Here is a 19,666-nt window from a genome sequence, read left to right as displayed (position 1 = left end):
CAGCCACCGCCAGGTGCACGCGCGCTTGCTTCGCCAGCTCGCTAAAGTACTGCGAATAACCACGTCACGAAAAAACAGAAAGGCCCGGTCACGGGCCTTTCTGCAGTCTGCCTGATGCGCTTTGTGCAGCGGATGGGCTCAGACCACCTGCACGGCATCGGCCTGCAGGCCCTTCTGGCCCTGCACGACCGTGAAGCTGACCTTCTGACCTTCCTTGAGACTCTTGAAGCCCTGGATCTGGATCGCACGGAAATGGACGAAGACGTCCTCGCCATTTTCGCGGCTGATGAATCCAAAGCCCTTGGCATCGTTGAACCACTTCACGACACCATTCTCGCGTTCGATGTTGGACATCTCGACTGACTCCTTACGACACTGTGATGGACTGGCGGTGGTGGCTGTGATTGCAAGGAGGAAGCGAGGTACAAGGATGTAGTGGATCGAACGATCTACCGCATCAGGCCACGATTCACGGTGACCTTTGCAAACAGCAGCGGCTGCAACTTAACCCGCACAAAATCAATTTTCAAGCAACCCTTGCGTAATTTTTTCAAGACTGAAACAGGAAATTTCCAAACCATCATGGACACGACTGTCGTTTATTACGTGCTGGCTGGCGCGCTGGTACTGGTGGGCCTTGCCGGTGTCATCCTGCCCGCCCTGCCGGGCTTGCCGCTGGTGTTTGCCGGGTTGCTGGTCGCCGCCTGGGCAGATGGGTTCACCCATGTCGGCTGGGTCGCGCTGGTGATACTCGGGTTGATCACGGCACTGTCTTTTGTCATCGACTTCCTTGCCACCCTGTACGGCGCGCAGCGCGTGGGGGCCAGCAAGATGGCGATGTGGGGGTTGGTGATAGGCGCTATCGCCGGTATTTTCTTCATGCCGATCGGCTTATTCGTCGGCCCGTTCGTCGGCGCGTGGCTGGGCGAGTACTACCAGACCCGCAAGACCAGCCACGCCACCAAGGTCGGCTTCGGCACCTGGGTTGGGATCATGCTGGGCACGGCCACCAAGCTGGCGCTGGGCCTGTGCATGCTAGGCGTGTTTGCGATCGCCTGGTTCGTCTGACCCAGCAATTAGCGGGCGCGGCCGCTGTCGTGCCATCTGTTCAGAGCACGGCAGCGTCCATGCGAGTGTCGCGACACAAGTTGTGCGGTCCACTGCAGATGTTATGCCACCGTGTACACATCGCGTATGCAGACGCGGCCGTTAAGCTACGCGCCTGACGCGCCTGCCTGGCGCCTACATTCGGCCAGACTGCCCATGCCCATGCCCACGCCCACGCCCACGCCCACGCACCGTACCCGTCCCTTGATGCTGATCGCCCTGGCCGCTGCGCCATTGGCGCATGGGCAGGAAATCGCGCCGCAGCCGGCATCGCCGCAGGCCTGCACGTCCGTGACCTCGGATGCCGCGCGCCTGGCGTGTTACGACCAGGCACTGGGCTACACCCCGCAGGCCGTGCAGGAGGCAGATGCCGCAGCGCAATTGGCCAAGCAGGCCGCCAAATCGGAAGACACCCGCAAGATCAGCCGCGTAGGCGATTTCTTCCGTGCCGATGGCCAGGACCAGCCCAAGGAAGAAGCGGTTGCCAATGCCGGCCGCGGTTCGCTGCTGGATCGCCGCTGGGAACTGGCCAAGGACTCCAAGCTGGGCACGTTCCAGCTGCGTGGCTACAAGCCGGTGTATCTGCTGCCGGCGTTCTGGACCAGTGACAGCAACCGCACCCCGCAGTCGCCGAATCCGGCCAACTCGGTCAACACCCCGCAGCAACTGGACAGCGCCGAACTGAAGTTCCAGCTCAGCTTCAAGACCAAGCTGGTCGAGGATCTGTTCGGCGACAACGGCGACATCTGGATGGGCTACACCCAGAGCTCGCGCTGGCAGGCCTACAACACCGATGCCTCGCGCCCGTTTCGCGAAACCAATTACGAGCCGGAGGCGATGTTGGTGTTCCGCAACAACTACAGCCTGTTCGGCTGGAAGGGCCGCATGAGCGGCATCAGCCTCAACCACATGTCCAACGGCCGCGAAGACCCGCTGTCGCGCTCCTGGAACCGGGTGATCCTCAACATTGGCCTGGATCGCGAGAACTGGGCGCTGACGCTGCGCCCGTGGTTCCGCATCAAGGAGGATCGTGCCGACGACAACAATCCCGACATCGAGGACTACATGGGCCGCGGCGACGCGACCCTGGTCTACAACAAGGATGGGCACGAATTTGCATTGATCGCGCGGCACTCGCTGCGCGGCGGCGACCGCTCGCATGGCTCGGTGCAGCTGGATTACGGCTTTCCCATCACCAACCTGCTGCGTGGCCACGTGCAGGTGTTCGACGGGTACGGCGAGAGCCTGATCGACTACAACCACAAGGCCACCTACATCGGCGTGGGTGTGTCGCTGCTGGAGTGGTTCTGACGCCCTCGGACCGACGACGCGTGCGTTGCAGCCTGGCCACGCGCTGGGTACGGCGTCGACGTCAGCGAGATAGCGGATTGCAATAAAAAAAGCCGGCAGCGATGCCGGCTTTTTCCTGTGTGGCGGTAGCGCAAGCAACTGAAGCATGTTGCCAGTTGCCATGCTTCAGGCGGGGATTCAGACGTCGAAGAAATCCACCTTGCCGTCTTTCAGTGTGTAGTAAGCGCCCACCACGCGGCATGCGCCTGCGCGCAGCGGTTCGAGCAATGCGGGTTCGGAGGCACCACGCAGACGATCGACAGTACGCTTGATGTTGGCCTTGACCGATGCAGCGAGCAGATCCTCGCCGCCCTGTTTCTTGGCAGTGAGGACGGCCGGGACGATGGGTTCGATCATGGCGCCGATCGCGCCGGGGAAGAACGCATTCTGTTCGACCACCGACACTGCCGCCGCCACTGCGCCGCAACTTTCGTGGCCCATCACCACCACCAGCGGCACACCGAGCTGGCTCACCGCATATTCGATCGAGCCCAGCGCCGTAGTGTCGACGGTATTGCCGGCGTTGCGCACGATGAACATCTCACCCAGGCCGCGGCCGAACAGCAACTCCGGCGGGACGCGCGAATCCGAGCACGACACCAGGATGACGAACGGCGTCTGGCCCAGCGCCAGTTCCAGACGCCGCCTGCTGTCGGAGATGACCTTCTTGGGGCGGTTTTCGACGAAGGCGGCGTTGCCGTCGCGCAGCGTCTGCAATGCCTGCTCGGCGGTGAGCTCGGTCTTTTTGGACGGCGCCGCGCGCAGCGCGAACGGCATGGACGCGGCGGCGGCCGCGATCGGCGCGCAACAGGCGCATTGCAGCAATTTTCGACGGGATGCGGAATGCGACATGGACGAGCCCCTGCTCTCTGGTTGGTAAGGCGATCCTACTACACGGCGAGTGCGGCAAAATGCATCTCAGGCAGGTGCTACGGACACGATGTCGTCCCGAAACGCCGCGGGTTCAGGTCCAGTCCGCCAAACCCTCGCGACGATAGGTTTCCTGAAACGCCGGACGCGCCTTCATACGCTGCGCATGCGCTTTCAGCGCTGGCCAGGTATCGGTCGGACGCGGCATGTTGCGCGACCAGCGCATCAGCATGGTCAGCATGAAGTCGGCGGCCGATAGCGTCTGACCGAGCAGATACGGCCCGTGTGCCTGCAGATGCGCATCGACCTGGGTCCAGGCCGCTTCGAGCTTGCGGCGGGCCTGCGTCTGCGCCGGCTCGGCGTGCTCGGCACCTGCAGGCTCGCTCGGGTAAAACCAGGCGCGGTACGCCGGCTGCAGGGTGTTGGCGCAGAAGAACATCCACTTGTAGTAGGTCGCTCGCTCGGGGGTGCCGAGCGCCGGGGCCAGCCCCGCCTGTGGATGCAGATCGGCCAGCTGCAGCACGATGGCTGCCGCCTCGGTGAGTACCTGTCCATCCAGCACCAGGGTGGGCACCACGCCGGCGGGATTGAGGGCCAGGTAATCGGGTTGTTTCTGCTCGCCGCGCTCGAAATCCAGCGGGTGCAGCACGTGCGGCACATCGAGTTCGATCAGCAGCCAATGCACCACCAACGCTGCGGTGCTGGGGGTGTGGTAGAGCGTAGTCGTCATGCGGATTCCGGGTGAGATGAGGTTAGCTGAGGTCGCGCAACGAAGGGGCGACCATCGGGCAGGCATCGCCGGCATTCTTAGGCGGTGCGAAGGGTCCGTTCAAGGTGCTGCCTGCGCGCCGTCCAGACACACACGACAGCCGCCTGCGATGTTCATTGGCCGCTGTTGTCGGTACAGGCACGCAGGCAGGCGAGTTTGCGCGGTTCGCAGCGATTGTCGTCGCTCTGCTGACTGCAATCGAACACCTGCGCCATGCAGTTGGCCTGCTGCGCCGGGTTCTGCAGATCGTCGCAGCGCTTTCCACGCGGCGCGACGGACATGCGGCAACTACTTTCGCTTGGCCGATCGGCGCGGCATTGCCTGGCACTCTGGTTGCACTGCGCGATGCAACGATCCGACGCTGCTGGCCCGCTGAAACGTGTCGACGGCTCGCTTGGCCTGATCGGTTTGTCCTCTGCGAACGGCACCGGCGCCGGCGCGCGCGGTGCGTAGTTACCGGAGGGAAACAGCACCGTGGGTGCGGCCTTGTTCTGCGCAGCTGCCGTCACGCAACAACAGGCCATCACGATAAGGCTGATGAATCGGAGCATTCCTGTTCTCCTGTGGCACTGGCTGTCGAATGCCGAGCATAGCCGCTTCCTGTTCGGCATGACCGCGTGCTGCATGTAGCGTCGATCTGGCGCGATTTACTTCAAGAGCGCTTGCGCTCAGGTGCACCGTCAGCTCGGCACGATGCACCAACAAAAACGGCGGCCTGGTATGGGCCGCCGCTGATGACCGTACTTACTCCACCACCACCGGAATCTTGCCGATGCGCGACTGCCATAGCCGCGGGCCGGTCTTGTGCACCGACTCGCCAGTGGAATCCACCGCAACGGTGACCGGCATGTCCTTGACCTCGAATTCGTAGATCGCTTCCATGCCGAGGTCTTCAAACGCCAGCACGCGTGCGGCCTTGATCGCCTTGGACACCAGATACGCCGAGCCGCCGACCGCCATCAGGTACACAGCCTTGTTGTCGCGGATCGCATCGATGGCCGCATCGCCACGCTCGGACTTGCCGACCATGCCCAGCAGCCCGGTCTGTTCGAGCATCTGGCGGGTGAACTTGTCCATGCGGGTGGCAGTGGTCGGGCCGGCCGGGCCCACCACTTCGTCGCGCACCGGGTCGACCGGGCCGACGTAATAGATGAAGCGGTTGGTGAAATCGACCGGTAGCGATTCGCCACGGTTGAGCATGTCGATCATGCGCTTGTGCGCGGCGTCGCGGCCGGTCAGCAGCTTGCCGTTGAGCAGGATCACTTCGCCCGGCTTGAAGCTGGCGACTTCGTCGCGGGTGATGGTGTCCAGGTTCACCCGCCTAGCATTGGTCGGGTTGTAGGTGAGCTTGGGCCAGTCTTCCAGCGACGGCGGATCCAGCATCACCGGGCCGCTGCCGTCCAGGGTGAAATGCGCATGACGGGTGGCCGCGCAGTTGGGGATCAGCGCCACCGGCAGGTTGGCGGCATGGGTCGGGTAATCCTTGACCTTGATGTCCAGCACCGTGGTCAGGCCACCCAGGCCCTGCGCGCCGATGCCGAGCGCGTTGACCTTTTCGTAGAGCTCCAGGCGCAGCTCTTCGGCGCGATTGGAGGCGCCACGCGCCTGCAGGTCGACGATGTCGATCGGCTCCATCAGGGCTTCCTTGGCCAGCAGCATCGCCTTTTCGGCGGTGCCGCCGATGCCGATGCCGAGCATGCCCGGCGGGCACCAGCCGGCGCCCATGGTCGGCACGGTCTTGAGCACCCAATCGACGATGGAATCGGACGGATTGAGCATGGCGAACTTGCTCTTGGCCTCCGAACCGCCGCCCTTGGCCGCGACGATCACCTCCACATGGTGGCCGGGCACGATCTTGGTGTTGACCACGGCCGGCGTGTTGTCGCGGGTATTGGTGCGCTTGCCGGCCGGGTCGGCCAGCACGCTGGCGCGCAGCTTGTTGTCGGGGTGGTTGTAGGCGCGGCGCACACCCTCGTTGACCATGTCTTCCACGCCCATGGTGGCGTCGTCCCAGCGCACGTTCATGCCGATTTCCAGGAACACGGTGACGATGCCGGTGTCCTGGCAGATCGGGCGGTGGCCCTCGGCGCACATGCGCGAATTGATCAGGATCTGTGCGATGGCGTCCTTGGCGGCAGGCGATTCTTCGCGCTCGTAGGCGGCGGACAGGTTCTTGATGTAGTCGACCGGGTGGTAGTAGCTGATGTACTGCAGCGCGTCGGCGACGGACTGGATGAGGTCTTCCTGCTTGATCGAGGTCACGGCTGGCTCTACGGCTGGCGGGGGCAATCCCGGCATTTTAGAGCAAACAGCGGGCGCGTCCGGGTGCGGCGTCAATCGCTGCAATTGACCGATGCGGGACACCGCGCCCGGCATGGCACCGTACTGCGCTTTTTTGCACTGCCGGCGGCGGCTGACGACCATCTCGACGCCATGGCCGCGCATGTGGCTGGCGGGCACCCAGCACCCTCGCCCAGTGCCCTCACCCAGTGCACAACACCCCGCGCCCACGCCGCGCGCGGCACACTAGCGTCATGTCAGCTTCCCGTTCCGGCGCCACTGCGCCCGCTCCCCGTACCGGCCCTACCCTGCGCGAACGCCTGGATGCGCTGCGTAATCTGCCCCCGTTCCTGCGCCAGATCTGGCAGACCAGCCGCTGGTTGAGCGCCAGCAGCATCGGCCTGCGCATGCTGCGCGCGCTGATGCCGGTGGCCTCGCTGTATATCGGCAAACTGATCATCGACGAGGCGATCCACCTGGTCGGCCAGCCGCCGGCATTCGAGTCGTTCGCCCAGGCACTGGGCAGCGGCCGTCTGAACCGGCTGCTGGAACTGCTGGCGCTGGAACTGGCGCTGGCCATCGGTTCGGACCTGCTCGGCCGGCTGGTCGGCTACGCCGATGCGCTGCTGTCGGAGTTGTTCAACAACGCCGCCAGCGTGCGTCTGATGGAGCATGCCGCGCAGCTGGATCTGGAGGATTTCGAAGACCCCGACCGGCAGGACAAGCTGGATCGCGCGCGCCGTCAGACCATGAACCGCATGAACCTGATGAGCCAGTTGTTCGGCCAGGTGCAGGACGCCATCACCGTGATCAGCCTGGCGGTGGGCCTGGTGGTGTATGCACCGTGGTTGATCGTGCTGCTGGCGGTGGCATTGATTCCGGCCTTCATTGGCGAGGCCCACTTCAATGCGCTGGGCTATTCGCTCAACTTCCAGTGGACGCCGGAGCGGCGCCAGCTGGATTACCTGCGCCAGGTCGGCGCCAGCGTGGAGACCGCGAAAGAAGTCAAAATCCTCAATCTGCACCGCTTCCTGATCGCGCGCTACCGCCGCCTGGCCGCCAAGTTCTTCCAGGCCAACCGCGCACTGGCGCGCAAGCGTGCGTTGTGGGGTGCGCTGCTGGCGGCACTGGGCACGCTGGGCTATTACATGGCCTATGGCTACATCGCCTGGCGCACCGTGCGCGGTGATTTCAGCATCGGCGACCTGACCTTTCTGGCCGGCAGTTTCCTGCGGCTGCGCCAGTTGCTGGAGGGCTTGTTGATCGGCTTTTCGCAGGTCGCCGGGCAGGCCTTGTATCTGGACGATCTGTATTCGTTCTTCAATATCGTGCCGGAAATCCGCTCGCGTGCGAATGCGTTGCCGGTGCCGCGCCCGATCCGCCAGGGTTTCGTGTTCGAAGATGTGGGCTTTCGCTATCCAGAGGCCGAACAGTGGACGGTGCGGCATCTGGATTTCGAATTGCGTGCCGGCGAAGTGCTGGCCCTGGTCGGCGAAAACGGTGCCGGCAAGACCACCCTGGTCAAGCTGCTGGCGCGGCTGTACGACCCCGACGAAGGCCGCATTCTGCTCGATGGCCACGACCTGCGCGATTACGATCTGGACGATCTGCGCGCCAACCTGGGCGTGATCTTTCAGGACTTCGTGCGTTATCACCTGAGCGTGGGCGAGAACATCGGCGTGGGCCAGGTGGATGCGATGGACGATGCACCGCGTATCCGTGCCGCTGCGCAGCGCGCGATGGCCGGCGAGCTGATCGACAGCCTGCCCGACCGATACGACCAGCTGATCGGACGCCGTTTCAAGAACAGCGTGGACCTCTCCGGCGGGCAATGGCAGAAGATTGCGATTGCGCGCGCCTACATGCGCGATGCGCAGCTGATGATCCTGGACGAACCCACCGCTGCGCTGGACGCACGCAGCGAATTCGAGGTGTTCCAGCGCTTCAAGGAGCTCTCGGACAACCGCACCGCGGTGCTGATCTCGCACCGCTTTTCCAGCGTGCGCATGGCTGACCGCATCCTGGTGCTGGCCGCCGGCCGGATCGAAGCGGCCGGCACCCACGCCGAGCTGATGGCGCAGGGCGGGCGTTATGCGGAGCTGTTCGAGTTGCAGGCGGCGGGGTATCGGTGATTTTTGGGATTGGGCATTCGGGAGTGGGGATTGGCCCGGGCTGCCAGCCTATCCGCGAGTCCGGCGCTGTCCAATCCCTAAGGATCTGCTATTGCGAATCCCTAATCCCAACTCCCGAATCCCGGCCAGCCAAATGAGAGCCCCTCTCATTTGGCTGGCTTGAGGTAGAATTGCCGGGTACTCCTCCCACGACACTCACCGGTATGTCTTCCGCTTTCGGCGCCGAAACGGTGCTTGCGGTCCGTCACTGGACCGATGCCTACTTCAGCTTCACCACCACCCGCGATGCCGGTTTTCGTTTCGAGAACGGGCAGTTCGTGATGATCGGGCTGGAAACCGAGACGCGCCCGCTGCTGCGTGCGTATTCGATTGCCAGCGCCAATTGGGAAGAACATCTGGAGTTCTTCAGCATCAAGGTGCCGGACGGCCCGCTGACCTCGCGCTTGCAGCACATCCAGCCGGGCGACAAGGTGCTGGTCGGCAAAAAGCCCACCGGCACCCTGCTGATCAGCGACCTGCATCCTGGCCGCAACCTGTACCTACTGGGCACCGGCACGGGCCTGGCGCCGTGGCTGTCGATCATCAAGGACCCGGAAACCTACGAGCGCTTCGACAAGGTGATCCTGACCCAGGGCGTGCGCTTCGTGCAGGACCTGGCCTACCGCGACTACTTCGAACGCGAGCTGCCGCAGCACGAGTTCCTCGGCGATCTGCTGCGCGACAAACTGCTGTATTACCCGGCAGTCACGCGCGAACCGTTTGCCAATCAAGGCCGTTTGACCGAGCTGATGGCCGATGGCCGCATGCAGCAGACGCTGGGCCTGCCGACGCTGGATCCGGCCAACGACCGCTTCATGATCTGCGGCAGCCCGCAGATGCTGGCCGACCTGCGCACCCTGCTGGAAGCCCGCGGTTTCCAGACCTCGCCGCGCATCGGTACGCCGGGGCATTACGTGTTCGAGCGCGCGTTCGTCGAGAAGTGATGCGGCGCGCGTGAAACGCCAGCGATTGTGCGGCGTTTTACGTAGACCGCATCGCCAGCACGTGCGTCGTAGGAGCGCCCCTGGGCGCGATGAAGCATTCCCGGTAACGCCTCATCGCGCCCAAGAGCGCTCCTACGGGTTGAGCAACACGCCCTGCAAGATCACGCGCCCAGCGCGCGCTCGATATCTGTAGCCAACGCTTCCGGCTTGGTGGTCGGCGCATAACGCTCCAACACGCGGCCATCGCGGCCGATCAGGAACTTGGTGAAGTTCCACTTGATCGCTTCCGAGCCCAGGACGCCGCGCTGTTCGTGCTTGAGGTACTGCCACAGCGGATGCGCGCCGCTGCCATTGACCTCGATCTTCTCAGCCAGCGGAAAATCCACTGCGTAATCAAGCGAGCAGAACTGGCGGATCTGCGCCGCATCGCCCGGCTCCTGATGGCCAAACTGATCGCACGGGAATCCGATCACCACCAAGCCACGTTCGCGATAGCGCTGCCACAGCGCCTGCAGGCCTGCGTATTGCGGGGTAAAGCCGCATTTCGAGGCGACATTGACCACCAGCAGCACCTTGCCGGCATAGTCGCGCATCGACTGCGTGCGACCGTCCAGGTCGGTGAATTCAAACGTGGAGAGATCGCTCATGGCGTACTCGGATGCTCAGGGAAACGGCAGCGTAGCCCAGCCGCCTCGGCAGTGCGGCACTACAATCGTATCTTCGGCAGCCATACGCACTGCGGCTGGCCTTCTGGTCGAGCTTGGAGCGGCAGAAAGTTGTTCCTCGCCCCGCCAATCGGCAAGGTTCACCGATTGACTGCACCTTCACCCTGCAGCCATGCCTTTTGTCACACGCCTGTCCCGCCTGGCTGAGTTAGCCTCGGCGGCTCGCACTTTGGAGCAACGCTCTTGACCACCCGTCTCGCTTTTGCCCTGGCCGCTTCCCTGGGACTTGCCATGCCGTCCTACAGCATCGCCGCCCCCGCCGCCACGCAGGCCGCCACCCAAGCCAACCCGTTCTTTGCCGACAGCACGCTGCCGCTGCATTACCCGCAGTTCGACAAGATCAAAGACAGCGACTTCGCACCCGCCTTCGATGCCGGCATGGCCGAGCAACTGAAGGAAGTGGACAAGATCGCCAACCAGAAAGCCAAGCCGAGCTTCGACAACACCATCATTGCGCTGGAAAAGAGCGGTGCCACGCTCGACCGCGCCACCACGGTGTTCTTCAACCTGGTCGGTGCCGACACCAACGACGCACGCAAGAAACTGCAGGCCGATTATTCGGCCAAGTTCGCCGCGCACCGTGATGCGATTTCGCTCAATGGCAAGCTGTTCGCGCGCATCCAGAGCCTGTACGACCAACGCGCCAAGCTGGGCCTGGACGCACAAGGCGTGCGCCTGGTCGAGAAGTACTACAGCGATTTCGTGCGCGACGGCGCCAAGCTGTCTGACGCCGACAAGACCACGCTCAAGGCGATGAATGCCGAGCTGGCGAACCTGGGCACCACCTTCAGCCAGAACGTGCTGGCCGAAGTGAATGCCGCTGCTGTCGTTGTGGATGACGTCAAGCAGCTGGATGGCTTGTCGCAGGAGCAGATTGCCGCTGCCGCCGAAGCCGCCAAGGCGCGCAAGCTCGACGGCAAGTACGTGATTGCGCTGCTCAACACCACCGGCCAACCGCCGCTGAGCCAGCTGAAGAATCGCGAGCTGCGCAAGAAGATCTACGACGCCTCGGTGTCGCGCGGCAGCCACGGCGGCCAGTACGACAACACCGCGCTGGTGGCGCGCATCATGAAGCTGCGTGCGGACAAGGCCAAGCTGCTCGGCTTCCCGACCTACGCCGCGTACTCACTGGAGAACCAGACTGCCAAGACGCCGGAAGCGGTCAACGCGATGCTGGGCAAGCTGGCGCCGGCTGCCGTGGCCAACGCCAAGCGCGAGGCCGCTGATCTGCAGGCGATGATCGATAAGGAACAAAAAGCCGCGCGCAAGCCGACCTTCAAGCTCGAAGCCTGGGATTGGGCCTACTACAGCGAGAAGGTACGCCAGGCCAAGTACAACTTCGACGAATCCCAGCTCAAGCCTTACTTCGAGTTGAAGAACGTGCTGGAAAACGGCGTGTTCTATGCGGCCAACCAGGAATATGGCCTGACCTTCAAGCAGCGCACCGACCTGCCCACCTACCGCGACGACATCACCGTCTACGACGTGTTCGACGCCGACGGCAAGCAGCTGGCGATCTTCATCGCCGACATGTACGCGCGCGAATCCAAGCGCGGTGGCGCATGGATGAACTCGTATGTGTCGCAGTCGGACCTGACCGGTTTCAAGCCGGTGGTGGCCAACCACCTCAACATCCCCAAGCCGCCGGCCGGCCAGCCGACGCTGCTGACCTGGGATGAAGTGACCACCATGTTCCATGAGTTCGGGCATGCGCTGCACGGCATGTTCTCCGACGTCAAATACCCGTATTTCTCCGGTACCAGCGTGCCGCGCGACTTCGTCGAGTTTCCCTCGCAGGTCAACGAGATGTGGGCCGACGAGGCGTCGATCCTGAAGAACTACGCCAAGCATTATCAGAACGGCTCGCCGATGCCGCAGGCGCTGCTGGACAAGGTGATTGCCGCGTCCAAGTTCAACCAGGGCTTTGCCACCACCGAGTATCTGGGTGCGGCCATGCTCGACCAGAACTGGCACCAGATCAGCGCCAACCAAGTGCCGGACGCCGCTGGCGTAATGGCGTTCGAGGCCAAGGCACTGCAGCAGGACGGCATTGCCTATGCACCGGTGCCGCCGCGCTACAAGACCCCGTATTTCAGCCACATCATGGGCGGTTACGCGGCAGGCTATTACGCCTACATCTGGTCCGAAGTGCTGGACGCCAACACCCAGCAGTGGTTCAAGCAGCATGGCGGGCTGAGCCGCGCCAATGGCGACCGCTTCCGTCAGACCCTGCTGTCGCGTGGCGGCAGTGTGGATGCAATGGAGTTGTTCCAGAACTTTGCCGGCCATGCACCGCAGATCGAGCCGCTGCTCGAAAAGCGCGGCCTGAGCGCGCAAGGCGGCGATGGCGCCACCCCGGAAGCACCGCAGTCCAAGCCGTAACTCTGCCGAGGGCGCTAAAAACAGGACTACTGCGCAACCGCCAGGCGGGCGCGGCCGGTAGTCAGAATCGGCATGCACCACATGTAGATGCCGATTCGGATCAACAGCCGATAGCTGACCTGGGCTCGCGCTAATCGTCGCGCGTCTTGCTCTGAAAACCGTTGACATGAAAACGCCGCCGGGAGCGATCCCGGCGGCGGCGTTTTTACGGGCGGCGAGTACCGCGATTTATCGCACGCGCACTGCGCACCGCTCAGGAATCGACTGCGTCCACACCGTCGAGCAGCTTCTTCAACAGTTTTTCCAGACGCACCTGCTCGGCCTCGCTCATGCTGGCGGTCTCTGCATTCAACAACGTGCATGCATCAGGCAGCAAGCTTTCGACCAAGGCCAGCCCGGCAGGCAGCAGCGTCAACACGATCTTGCGCCGGTCTTCCGCGCTGCTGGCACGCGTGATCAGCCCCTTCGCGCACAGCTGATCGGTGAGCCGGGTGATATTGGCCGGCTTTTCGCTAGCGGCTTCGGCGACCTCGGTGGGCGTGATCGATTGCTCCGGCGTGCCATAGAGCATCATCAGAATTTCGTATTCCGGCGGGCTGATGCCATAAGGCTTGAGCCGCACGCAGCCCTGCGTATGCAGTCGCTTGTAGAGATGCTTGATCAGCCTCACCAGGACAGCCGGCTCCCGCGGGAACGCCGGATAACGCACGCAGGTGTGGTCCACGCGACTTGCGGTTGGATCGAAACTGCTCATATCACCCGTTGGATTACATTACTGAATGGCCAGGCCATTCAATCACACCAGGTGCGGTGCGACATCTCAGCGAGCGAAGAGATGTCCATATTCCGGCGCGACCGACGGCAATACTGCGGCGGTAGTGACCTCTGCCGTTTGCGTTCCATCCGAATACGGGCCGACCTGATACGGCGGCAAGACGAAGCGCAGCGCGATGATTTGCCCACTCGCATTCAACACCGGCACGAACTGCGCAAAGTTATCCACCTGCGCCGCGGTGCCTTCGGCAATCATGCGATCGGCAGATGCGACCTGCTCGGCCTGATCCTCGAGCGGGACACGGTCGGCTTCCACGCGCTTGGTCGCGGCCGCATGCAGTTGCGCCGCAACCTCGCGGCCGATCTTTTCCCAGGCGGCCGGGTCCGGAATCAGCGCATGCGCGGTCAATTGCTTGCGTTCCTTGACCAGCCACACGAATCGCGCCACCAGGGGCTCGCCATGCGCGCCGCCGGTGTAACGGCTGCCGTCGGCGGAAATCACGATCAGATCAGGAGTCTGCAACACGGTCTCGAATGCCAATGACAGCTCATACGGTGCGGCCGGCTTGTCGTTGCCCAGCCCCGACACCGCCTGCATCAGCTCGGCACGTGCGTCCTGCGCATAGCCGCCAATCAGTGCGGTGAGTTCCGGATATGCATCCAGCCCGCGCGGGTAGCTGATGCCCACCATATAGGCCGGCGCATGCTCGATCACATCTTCCAGCGGGCCGCTCTGCACGACGACGGGCTCCGCAGCCGGTGGCGTGGCCGCTGCATCGGCTGCGGGCTCGTTCGGCTCTGCGGTTGTCGGTGCGCGTTGCGTACACCCTGCCAGCACGGCCAGCATCAGCAAGCCCTGCACTGCGTTTCTTCCAAGCAACCGCCCCATTACCGCCCGCTCCCCTGAGAAATACCCTGTTACGAAAAACGATTGCTGATCAGGCCAGCAAATCCTGAAACTGCGGATGCCGCCGCATATACGCATCGGCATAACTGCACGCCGGAACGACTTTCAGACCGCTGCGCCGTGCGTAGTCCAAAGCGGCCTCGACCAGCACTGCAGCGACGCCGCGCCCGCCGATCGCGTCCGGCACCTGCGTATGCGTGATCGTCATGATCTCACCCTCGCCCCGGTAGGCCAGCTCTGCGCGTTGTCCATCGGTGTCTATGTTGAAACGCTGGTGCTCCGGATCGTGTTCTGCGTGCACTGTGGCCGCCTCTCTCGTGGTCTGCGCCGGGCAGCAAGTGGAACGAGTGTGACCAGCGCGATGCCGCGCCTGCGTGAAAGTGAATCCTGGCTGTGATCGGCCGCGCAGCGTGTGGAAAGCGCACTCAAGTTCCTGCGGGCAACGCCGATAGCTGACCCGAAGGCAATCGATGCAACCGGTCTACGGAAGCCGCGACGTCTTCGCCTTACCTACGAGGGAGCCACCGCATGAACAACGATTCGGCAGGACACAGCGCAGACAGCGATAGCTCGCTGTTGGAGAGCTTGTTCCAGTTCGCCCTCAAGGGCGATACCCACAACCCGGACTTTGCGCAGCTCAACGATACGGTGTACGAACGCTTGCAGCAGGCCTATGGCGCCGCATCCGGCGCAGACCAGAAACGCAACGCAGCCTGAGCCCGCACTGCTGCGGTAGAGATCTCATCGGCTGCGCAGCGGTTGACCGGCAGTTAGCGAGCAGCCGTCAGGTGCGTCCTGGCGGCACCGCGGGAACCGAACGTTTGCGATGCGCTTGCCGAGCCTGGCATAGCCTGCGATTGACACCTGGCCGCTTGACAGCCTTGCGAGCCACTCTTCCCAGCGCATTCGCATGCCCGCCGCGCTCAGCCGAAGCGCGGGTTGGACAGCTGCTCCAGAAACACCTGCCACACGCGCGGCTCCATGATCAGCATGAACATCACGCCGAACGCGGCGCCGGCCAGATGCGCGCTGTGGTTGATGCGGTCGCCGCCACGGCGGTCCATCCACAGGCTGTAGCCGACATAGAACACCGCATAGATGATCGCCGGTGCCGGAATGAACAGCACCAGGATGATCGTCCATGGCTGCAGCAGGATGAAGGCGAACAACACCGCAGACACCGCACCGGACGCACCCAGGCTCAAATAGTTGGGGTTGTGCTGGTTCTTGAGGTAGCTGGGCAGGATCGACACCACCAACGCGGCCAGATAGAACAGCGGATAGGTCAGCACGCTGCCGGTCAGCTGTGTCATCACGCTCTCGATCACCCGGCCGAAAAAGAACAGCGTGATCATGTTGAAGACCAGGTGGCCCAGGTCGGCATGGATGAAGCCGTAGGTCACCAGCCGGTCGTACTGCCGGTTCTTGTCCAGCGCCGGCGGCCACAGGATCAGCCGGTCGGCCAGCTTGCGGTTGTTGAACGCCATCCACGAGACGATGCCGGTGATGGCGATCAGGATCAGGGTAATCATGCAGACCTCAGGCAGTACGGTAATTGTCGACCATGCGATACCCGCGCGCGTACAGGCCGAAGGCCAGGGCCGCCAGGAATGCAAACGCCGCGAAGAAAAACATCAGGAATGCCGCTTCGCTGAGCCCAGTATCGGCGATATGCGCGGTCACCGTCGCGTTGCGCACCGCCACGTTCGACAACAGCACCCATAGATTGCCGACCGTGGTGGTGAGGTACCAGAAACTCATCACCACCCCCTTCATCGACGGCGGCGCCTGGCTGTAGGCGAACTCGATGCCGGTGGCCGAGACCAGCACCTCGCCGAAGGTCAGCAGCGCATATGGCAGGATCTGCCAGGCGATGTGCATCGGCTCGCCACCGTCCATGACCATCTGGATCGCACCCACCGCAATCCAGGCCACGCCGCTGAAGGCGATGCCGCTGGTCATGCGGCGCAAGGGTGTGGGCTCCCAGCCGCCACGGCGTAGCAGCGGATACAGCACCAGGTTGTTGAAGGGAATCAGCAGCATCACCAGCAGCGGATTGAGCGCCTGCATCTGCGAGGCGGTGAACCAGGCCGGCATGGTCATCTCGCGCCCCTGCAGCACCCAGGTGGAGGCCTTCTGGTCGAACAAGGAGAAGAACGGCGTCACCAGCGCGAAGATCACCAGCACCCGCAACAACGCACGCACGCCTTCCACCGCCGCATCCGGATGCGTGCCGCGCGCGCGCTCCAGCTGCCACCAGGTGCCGCCGCCGATACCGGCCAGCAGCAGCACCAGCGCAATGCACAGGCACACGACGATGCCCAGTTGCTCGACCAGCGCAAAACCCGCCAGCGCCAGCAGCACCGAGACCACCGCCAGCATCAAGCCGGGACGGCCCTGCCCTGGCGCATCCGCCAGCAAGGCCGTGCGCACCACCGCACCGAACCCATGCGGGTCCTCCGGCGGCAGCGGCACCAGCACATAGCGCTTGCGCCCCAGCCAGAACACCAGCGTGGCCACGAACATCAGGATGCCGGGAATACCGAATGCCCAGGCCGGGCCCAGATTCTTCAGCGCCAGCGGAATCAGCAACGAGGCGAACAGCGAGCCGAAGTTGATGATCCAGTAGAAGGCGTCGAACACCACCTTGGCCAGGTGCTTGTTGGACTGGTCGAACTGGTCGCCCATGAACGAGGCCACCAGCGGCTTGATGCCGCCTGCGCCAAGCGCGATCAGGCCTAAACCAAGGAAGAATCCGTCGCGGCTGCCTTCAAACAACGCAAGACACGCGTGCCCGGCGCAATACACCAGGCTGAACCACAGGATGGTGTTGTACTTGCCGAAAAAACGGTCCGCCAGCCAACCGCCCAGCAGCGGGAAGAAATACACCCCGATCATGAAGCTGTGCAGGATGTGCTTGGCTTCGGCTTCGCGCCCCGGCCCGCTGATTTCCTGCAGCAACAGCGAGGTGATCAGGAACTGCACCAGGATGTTGCGCATGCCGTAGAAGCTGAAACGCTCGCAGGCCTCGTTGCCGATGATGAAAGGAATCTGGCGCGGCAGCCGCGCGCCGGCAGAAGCGCCCGGCAAGGTGGAGGTGGTCAAAGGCAATCCGGGCGTGCTGAAAACAGGCCCTATCGTACCGGCGTGCACCCGCTGGCCGCCATCGCCGGCCCGGGCCGCCGCGCGTGACGGTGAGCGGACGCGGCAGGCAGCCGTCACCCACGGTGGGCGATGCCATGCGCTTGCCTGGGATGTCGATAGCACCAGGCTTGCGCGCAACGCGCATGACCTGCGCCCGTTTCTTACCGCTCATTGCGGCGATGGGTATCCTGCCGCGTCCAGTTGACCCTCGCATGCGGCACGCAGCGCAGTGAGACCATGACGCAGTGCAGATTGGCCTTGTGCGCTGGCTCGGCTACATTGCAAACGTTTCCTGGAACACTGGACTGCTGGATGCCCCGCTTCACCCGCCTGGCCGTGAGCCTGTTGCTGCTGACTTCCCCCCCTGCCGCCCTGGCTGCCACCCCGCTCACCACCCAGGCGGAGCGCAGCGGTTTCGTGCAGACCGGACGCTACGATGAAGTCATTGCGCTATGCGATGCGTTTGCGCAGCGCTACCCGCAGGCGGTGCGCTGCATCCAGTTCGGCACCACGCCGGAAGGCCGGCCGATGAAGGCCTTGGTCGCCTCCACCAGTGGCGCGCTCGACGCGCCATCGGCTGCGCAGCGCAAGCTGCCGGTGGTGTTGATCCAGGGCGGCATCCACGCCGGCGAGATCGATGGCAAGGACGCGGGTTTCCTGGCATTGCGCGAGCTGCTGGACGGCAAGGCCGGCAAAGGCGTGCTCGACAAGCTGGTGTGGGTGTTCGTGCCGGTGTTCAACGTGGACGGGCATGAGCGCTTCGGCGCCTGGAATCGCCCCAACCAGCGCGGCCCCGAGCAGATGGGCTGGCGCACCACCGCGCAGAACCTCAACCTCAACCGCGATTACGTCAAGGCCGACGCGCCCGAGATGCAGGCGATGCTGCGCCTGGTGCAGCAGTGGGATCCGCTGATGGTTGTGGACCTGCACGTCACCGATGGCGCCAAGTTCGAGCACGATGTGTCGGTGCAGGTGGAGCCGGTGCATGCCGGCGATGCGACCTTGCAGCGCGACGGCACGCGCTGGCGCGACGCGGTGCTTGCGGATCTGAAAAAACAGGGCTCGCTGCCGCTGCCCTACTACCCGTCATTCGTGCACGAAGACGACCCTGCCTCCGGCTTTGCCGACGATGTCTCGCCGCCACGCTTCTCGCACGGCTATTTTCTGCTGCGCAACCGCTTCGGCATGCTGGTGGAAACGCATTCGTGGAAGGACTACCCCACACGCGTGCGGGTGACCCGCAATGCCATCGTGTCGGTGCTGCAGCAAAGCGCACGCAATGGCGCGCAGTGGCGCGCCGATGCACTGGCTGCCGATCAACGCGCCACGCAGCTGGCTGGCACATCCGAGCCGTTGAGCTTTGCGGCCGGCCTGCAGGCGCGCACGGTCGCGTTTCGTGGCTATGCCTATACACGCACGCCGTCGCCGATTTCCGGCGCGTTGATGACGCACTACGACGAGCGCACACCGCAAGTCTGGAAGGTGCCGCTGCGCGACCGGATCACGCCCGATGTGGTGGTGGATGCGCCAAGCGGCGGCTATCTGGTGCCGGCCGCGCAAGCGGCCCTGGTGGGCGAAAAACTGCGCCTGCACGGCATCGATTTCCAGACCATCGGCAGTGCGGCGGAGCGCCCGGTACAAACCTTCCGCGCCGACAAGGCCAGCTTTGCTGCTCGTTCCAACGAAGGCCATCAGACCCTGCAGGTCAGTGGGCAGTGGCGCGATGAAACCCGCGCCGTGCCGGCCGGCTCGCTGTTCGTGCCGATCGCCCAACCCAAGGCGCGCCTGGTGATGGCGATGCTGGAACCGCAGGCACCGGATTCGCTGCTGCAGTGGGGCTTTTTCAACATCGCATTCGAGCGCAAGGAATACATGGAAGCCTATGTCGCCGAAGAGGTGGCGCGCGACATGCTCGCCAACGATGCCGCATTGAAGGCGCAATTCGAACAGCGCATCGCCAGCGACCCCGACTTTGCCAAGGACCCGCAGGCACGGCTGGAATTTTTCGCCAGGCGCCATTCGTCGTGGGATGAGCGCTACCAGCTCTACCCGGTCCTGCGCACCGCGCAGACCAGCTTCTAACCGCCACGCCGATTCCGGCAGGCGGCAGCGCGGTATAGCCGCGTCCACCCGATTCGGGCACTTCGGTGCCCCCAAGTTCGTTACGACCCAGCACTACAAGGACACACCGTGCCACAGCTCGATATGAAAACGTTTACACACCGTCAGAGTCGCCCGCGCCC

18 protein-coding genes are annotated in these 19,666 nt (G+C 63.7%); 7 read left to right on the top strand and 11 right to left on the bottom strand.

The window, feature by feature from the left end; genetic code table 11:
- Window positions 1-138: 138 nt before the first annotated feature.
- The gene (locus M3O59_RS07375) at window positions 139-354 is read right to left on the bottom strand and encodes a cold-shock protein (RefSeq protein WP_003483561.1); all 216 of its coding nucleotides are present in this window, start codon (window positions 352-354) and stop codon (window positions 139-141) included.
- Between the two features lie 228 nt (window positions 355-582).
- Between M3O59_RS07375 and M3O59_RS07370 the strand changes: the two genes are divergently transcribed.
- Window positions 583-1,068: a DUF456 domain-containing protein gene (locus M3O59_RS07370; RefSeq protein WP_116906442.1), complete on the top strand. Its 486-nt coding sequence runs from the start codon at window positions 583-585 to the stop codon at window positions 1,066-1,068.
- 201 nt (window positions 1,069-1,269) lie between these two features.
- Window positions 1,270-2,418: a phospholipase A gene (locus M3O59_RS07365; RefSeq protein WP_116906443.1), complete on the top strand. Its 1,149-nt coding sequence runs from the start codon at window positions 1,270-1,272 to the stop codon at window positions 2,416-2,418.
- Between the two features lie 177 nt (window positions 2,419-2,595).
- On the opposite strand, the gene M3O59_RS07360 is transcribed toward M3O59_RS07365, so the two are convergent.
- From M3O59_RS07360 to M3O59_RS07345, 4 genes are all read right to left on the bottom strand, one after another.
- Window positions 2,596-3,234: a carbonic anhydrase gene (locus M3O59_RS07360; RefSeq protein WP_082925836.1), complete on the bottom strand. Its 639-nt coding sequence runs from the start codon at window positions 3,232-3,234 to the stop codon at window positions 2,596-2,598.
- Window positions 3,235-3,421: 187 nt separating this feature from the next.
- Window positions 3,422-4,057: a glutathione S-transferase family protein gene (locus M3O59_RS07355; RefSeq protein ID WP_064634456.1), complete on the bottom strand. Its 636-nt coding sequence runs from the start codon at window positions 4,055-4,057 to the stop codon at window positions 3,422-3,424.
- Between the two features lie 152 nt (window positions 4,058-4,209).
- On the bottom strand, window positions 4,210-4,722 hold the full coding sequence (locus M3O59_RS07350; protein WP_239687025.1) for a hypothetical protein: 513 nt from the start codon (window positions 4,720-4,722) through the stop codon (window positions 4,210-4,212).
- A 118-nt stretch (window positions 4,723-4,840) separates the two neighbouring features.
- Window positions 4,841-6,358, bottom strand: a complete 1,518-nt coding sequence (locus M3O59_RS07345) for a fumarate hydratase (protein WP_064634454.1) — start codon at window positions 6,356-6,358, stop codon at window positions 4,841-4,843.
- Window positions 6,359-6,630: 272 nt separating this feature from the next.
- Here M3O59_RS07345 and M3O59_RS07340 point away from each other — a divergent pair, with 272 nt between their 5' ends.
- Together M3O59_RS07340 and M3O59_RS07335 are read left to right on the top strand one after the other, a co-directional pair.
- Window positions 6,631-8,508, top strand: coding sequence for an ABC transporter ATP-binding protein (locus M3O59_RS07340; RefSeq protein WP_064634453.1), 1,878 nt, complete (start codon window positions 6,631-6,633; stop codon window positions 8,506-8,508).
- A gap of 203 nt (window positions 8,509-8,711) precedes the next feature.
- Window positions 8,712-9,491 (top strand): ferredoxin--NADP reductase, encoded by a 780-nt coding sequence (locus tag M3O59_RS07335; RefSeq protein WP_116906444.1) that lies wholly within the window; start codon window positions 8,712-8,714, stop codon window positions 9,489-9,491.
- 161 nt (window positions 9,492-9,652) lie between these two features.
- Here M3O59_RS07335 and M3O59_RS07330 read toward each other — a convergent pair whose 3' ends face one another.
- Window positions 9,653-10,138: a glutathione peroxidase gene (locus M3O59_RS07330; protein ID WP_116906445.1), complete on the bottom strand. Its 486-nt coding sequence runs from the start codon at window positions 10,136-10,138 to the stop codon at window positions 9,653-9,655.
- Window positions 10,139-10,399: 261 nt separating this feature from the next.
- Here M3O59_RS07330 and M3O59_RS07325 point away from each other — a divergent pair, with 261 nt between their 5' ends.
- Entirely contained in the window at window positions 10,400-12,598 is a 2,199-nt protein-coding gene (locus M3O59_RS07325) for a M3 family metallopeptidase (RefSeq protein ID WP_181920625.1), read from the top strand.
- A 253-nt stretch (window positions 12,599-12,851) separates the two neighbouring features.
- Here M3O59_RS07325 and M3O59_RS07320 read toward each other — a convergent pair whose 3' ends face one another.
- From M3O59_RS07320 to M3O59_RS07310, 3 genes are all read right to left on the bottom strand, one after another.
- Entirely contained in the window at window positions 12,852-13,352 is a 501-nt protein-coding gene (locus tag M3O59_RS07320) for a MarR family winged helix-turn-helix transcriptional regulator (RefSeq protein ID WP_064631793.1), read from the bottom strand.
- 66 nt (window positions 13,353-13,418) lie between these two features.
- On the bottom strand, window positions 13,419-14,261 hold the full coding sequence (locus tag M3O59_RS07315; RefSeq protein WP_064631795.1) for a DUF3298 and DUF4163 domain-containing protein: 843 nt from the start codon (window positions 14,259-14,261) through the stop codon (window positions 13,419-13,421).
- A gap of 49 nt (window positions 14,262-14,310) precedes the next feature.
- A complete protein-coding gene (locus tag M3O59_RS07310; protein ID WP_249047098.1) occupies window positions 14,311-14,580 on the bottom strand; it encodes a GNAT family N-acetyltransferase in 270 nt (89 codons plus the stop codon).
- A gap of 227 nt (window positions 14,581-14,807) precedes the next feature.
- Here M3O59_RS07310 and M3O59_RS07305 point away from each other — a divergent pair, with 227 nt between their 5' ends.
- Window positions 14,808-14,996, top strand: a complete 189-nt coding sequence (locus M3O59_RS07305; RefSeq protein WP_064631799.1) for a hypothetical protein — start codon at window positions 14,808-14,810, stop codon at window positions 14,994-14,996.
- A 206-nt stretch (window positions 14,997-15,202) separates the two neighbouring features.
- Here the strand turns inward: M3O59_RS07305 and M3O59_RS07300 are convergent, their stop codons facing one another.
- Together M3O59_RS07300 and M3O59_RS07295 are read right to left on the bottom strand one after the other, a co-directional pair.
- Window positions 15,203-15,811, bottom strand: a complete 609-nt coding sequence (locus tag M3O59_RS07300) for a rhomboid family intramembrane serine protease (protein ID WP_064631801.1) — start codon at window positions 15,809-15,811, stop codon at window positions 15,203-15,205.
- 7 nt (window positions 15,812-15,818) lie between these two features.
- On the bottom strand, window positions 15,819-17,384 hold the full coding sequence (locus tag M3O59_RS07295) for a POT-type proton-dependent oligopeptide transporter (protein WP_116906448.1): 1,566 nt from the start codon (window positions 17,382-17,384) through the stop codon (window positions 15,819-15,821).
- Between the two features lie 351 nt (window positions 17,385-17,735).
- On the opposite strand from M3O59_RS07295, the gene M3O59_RS07290 reads away from it, so the two are divergent.
- Window positions 17,736-19,505, top strand: coding sequence for a M14 family metallopeptidase (locus M3O59_RS07290; RefSeq protein WP_116906449.1), 1,770 nt, complete (start codon window positions 17,736-17,738; stop codon window positions 19,503-19,505).
- Window positions 19,506-19,666 lie beyond the last annotated feature (161 nt).

The organism is Xanthomonas nasturtii (assembly GCF_023337365.3).
Taxonomy (GTDB): Bacteria; Pseudomonadota; Gammaproteobacteria; order Xanthomonadales; family Xanthomonadaceae; genus Xanthomonas; species Xanthomonas nasturtii.
The sequence above is the reverse complement of the archived record's forward strand: the minus strand, read 5'-3'. Positions and strand labels throughout refer to the sequence as shown.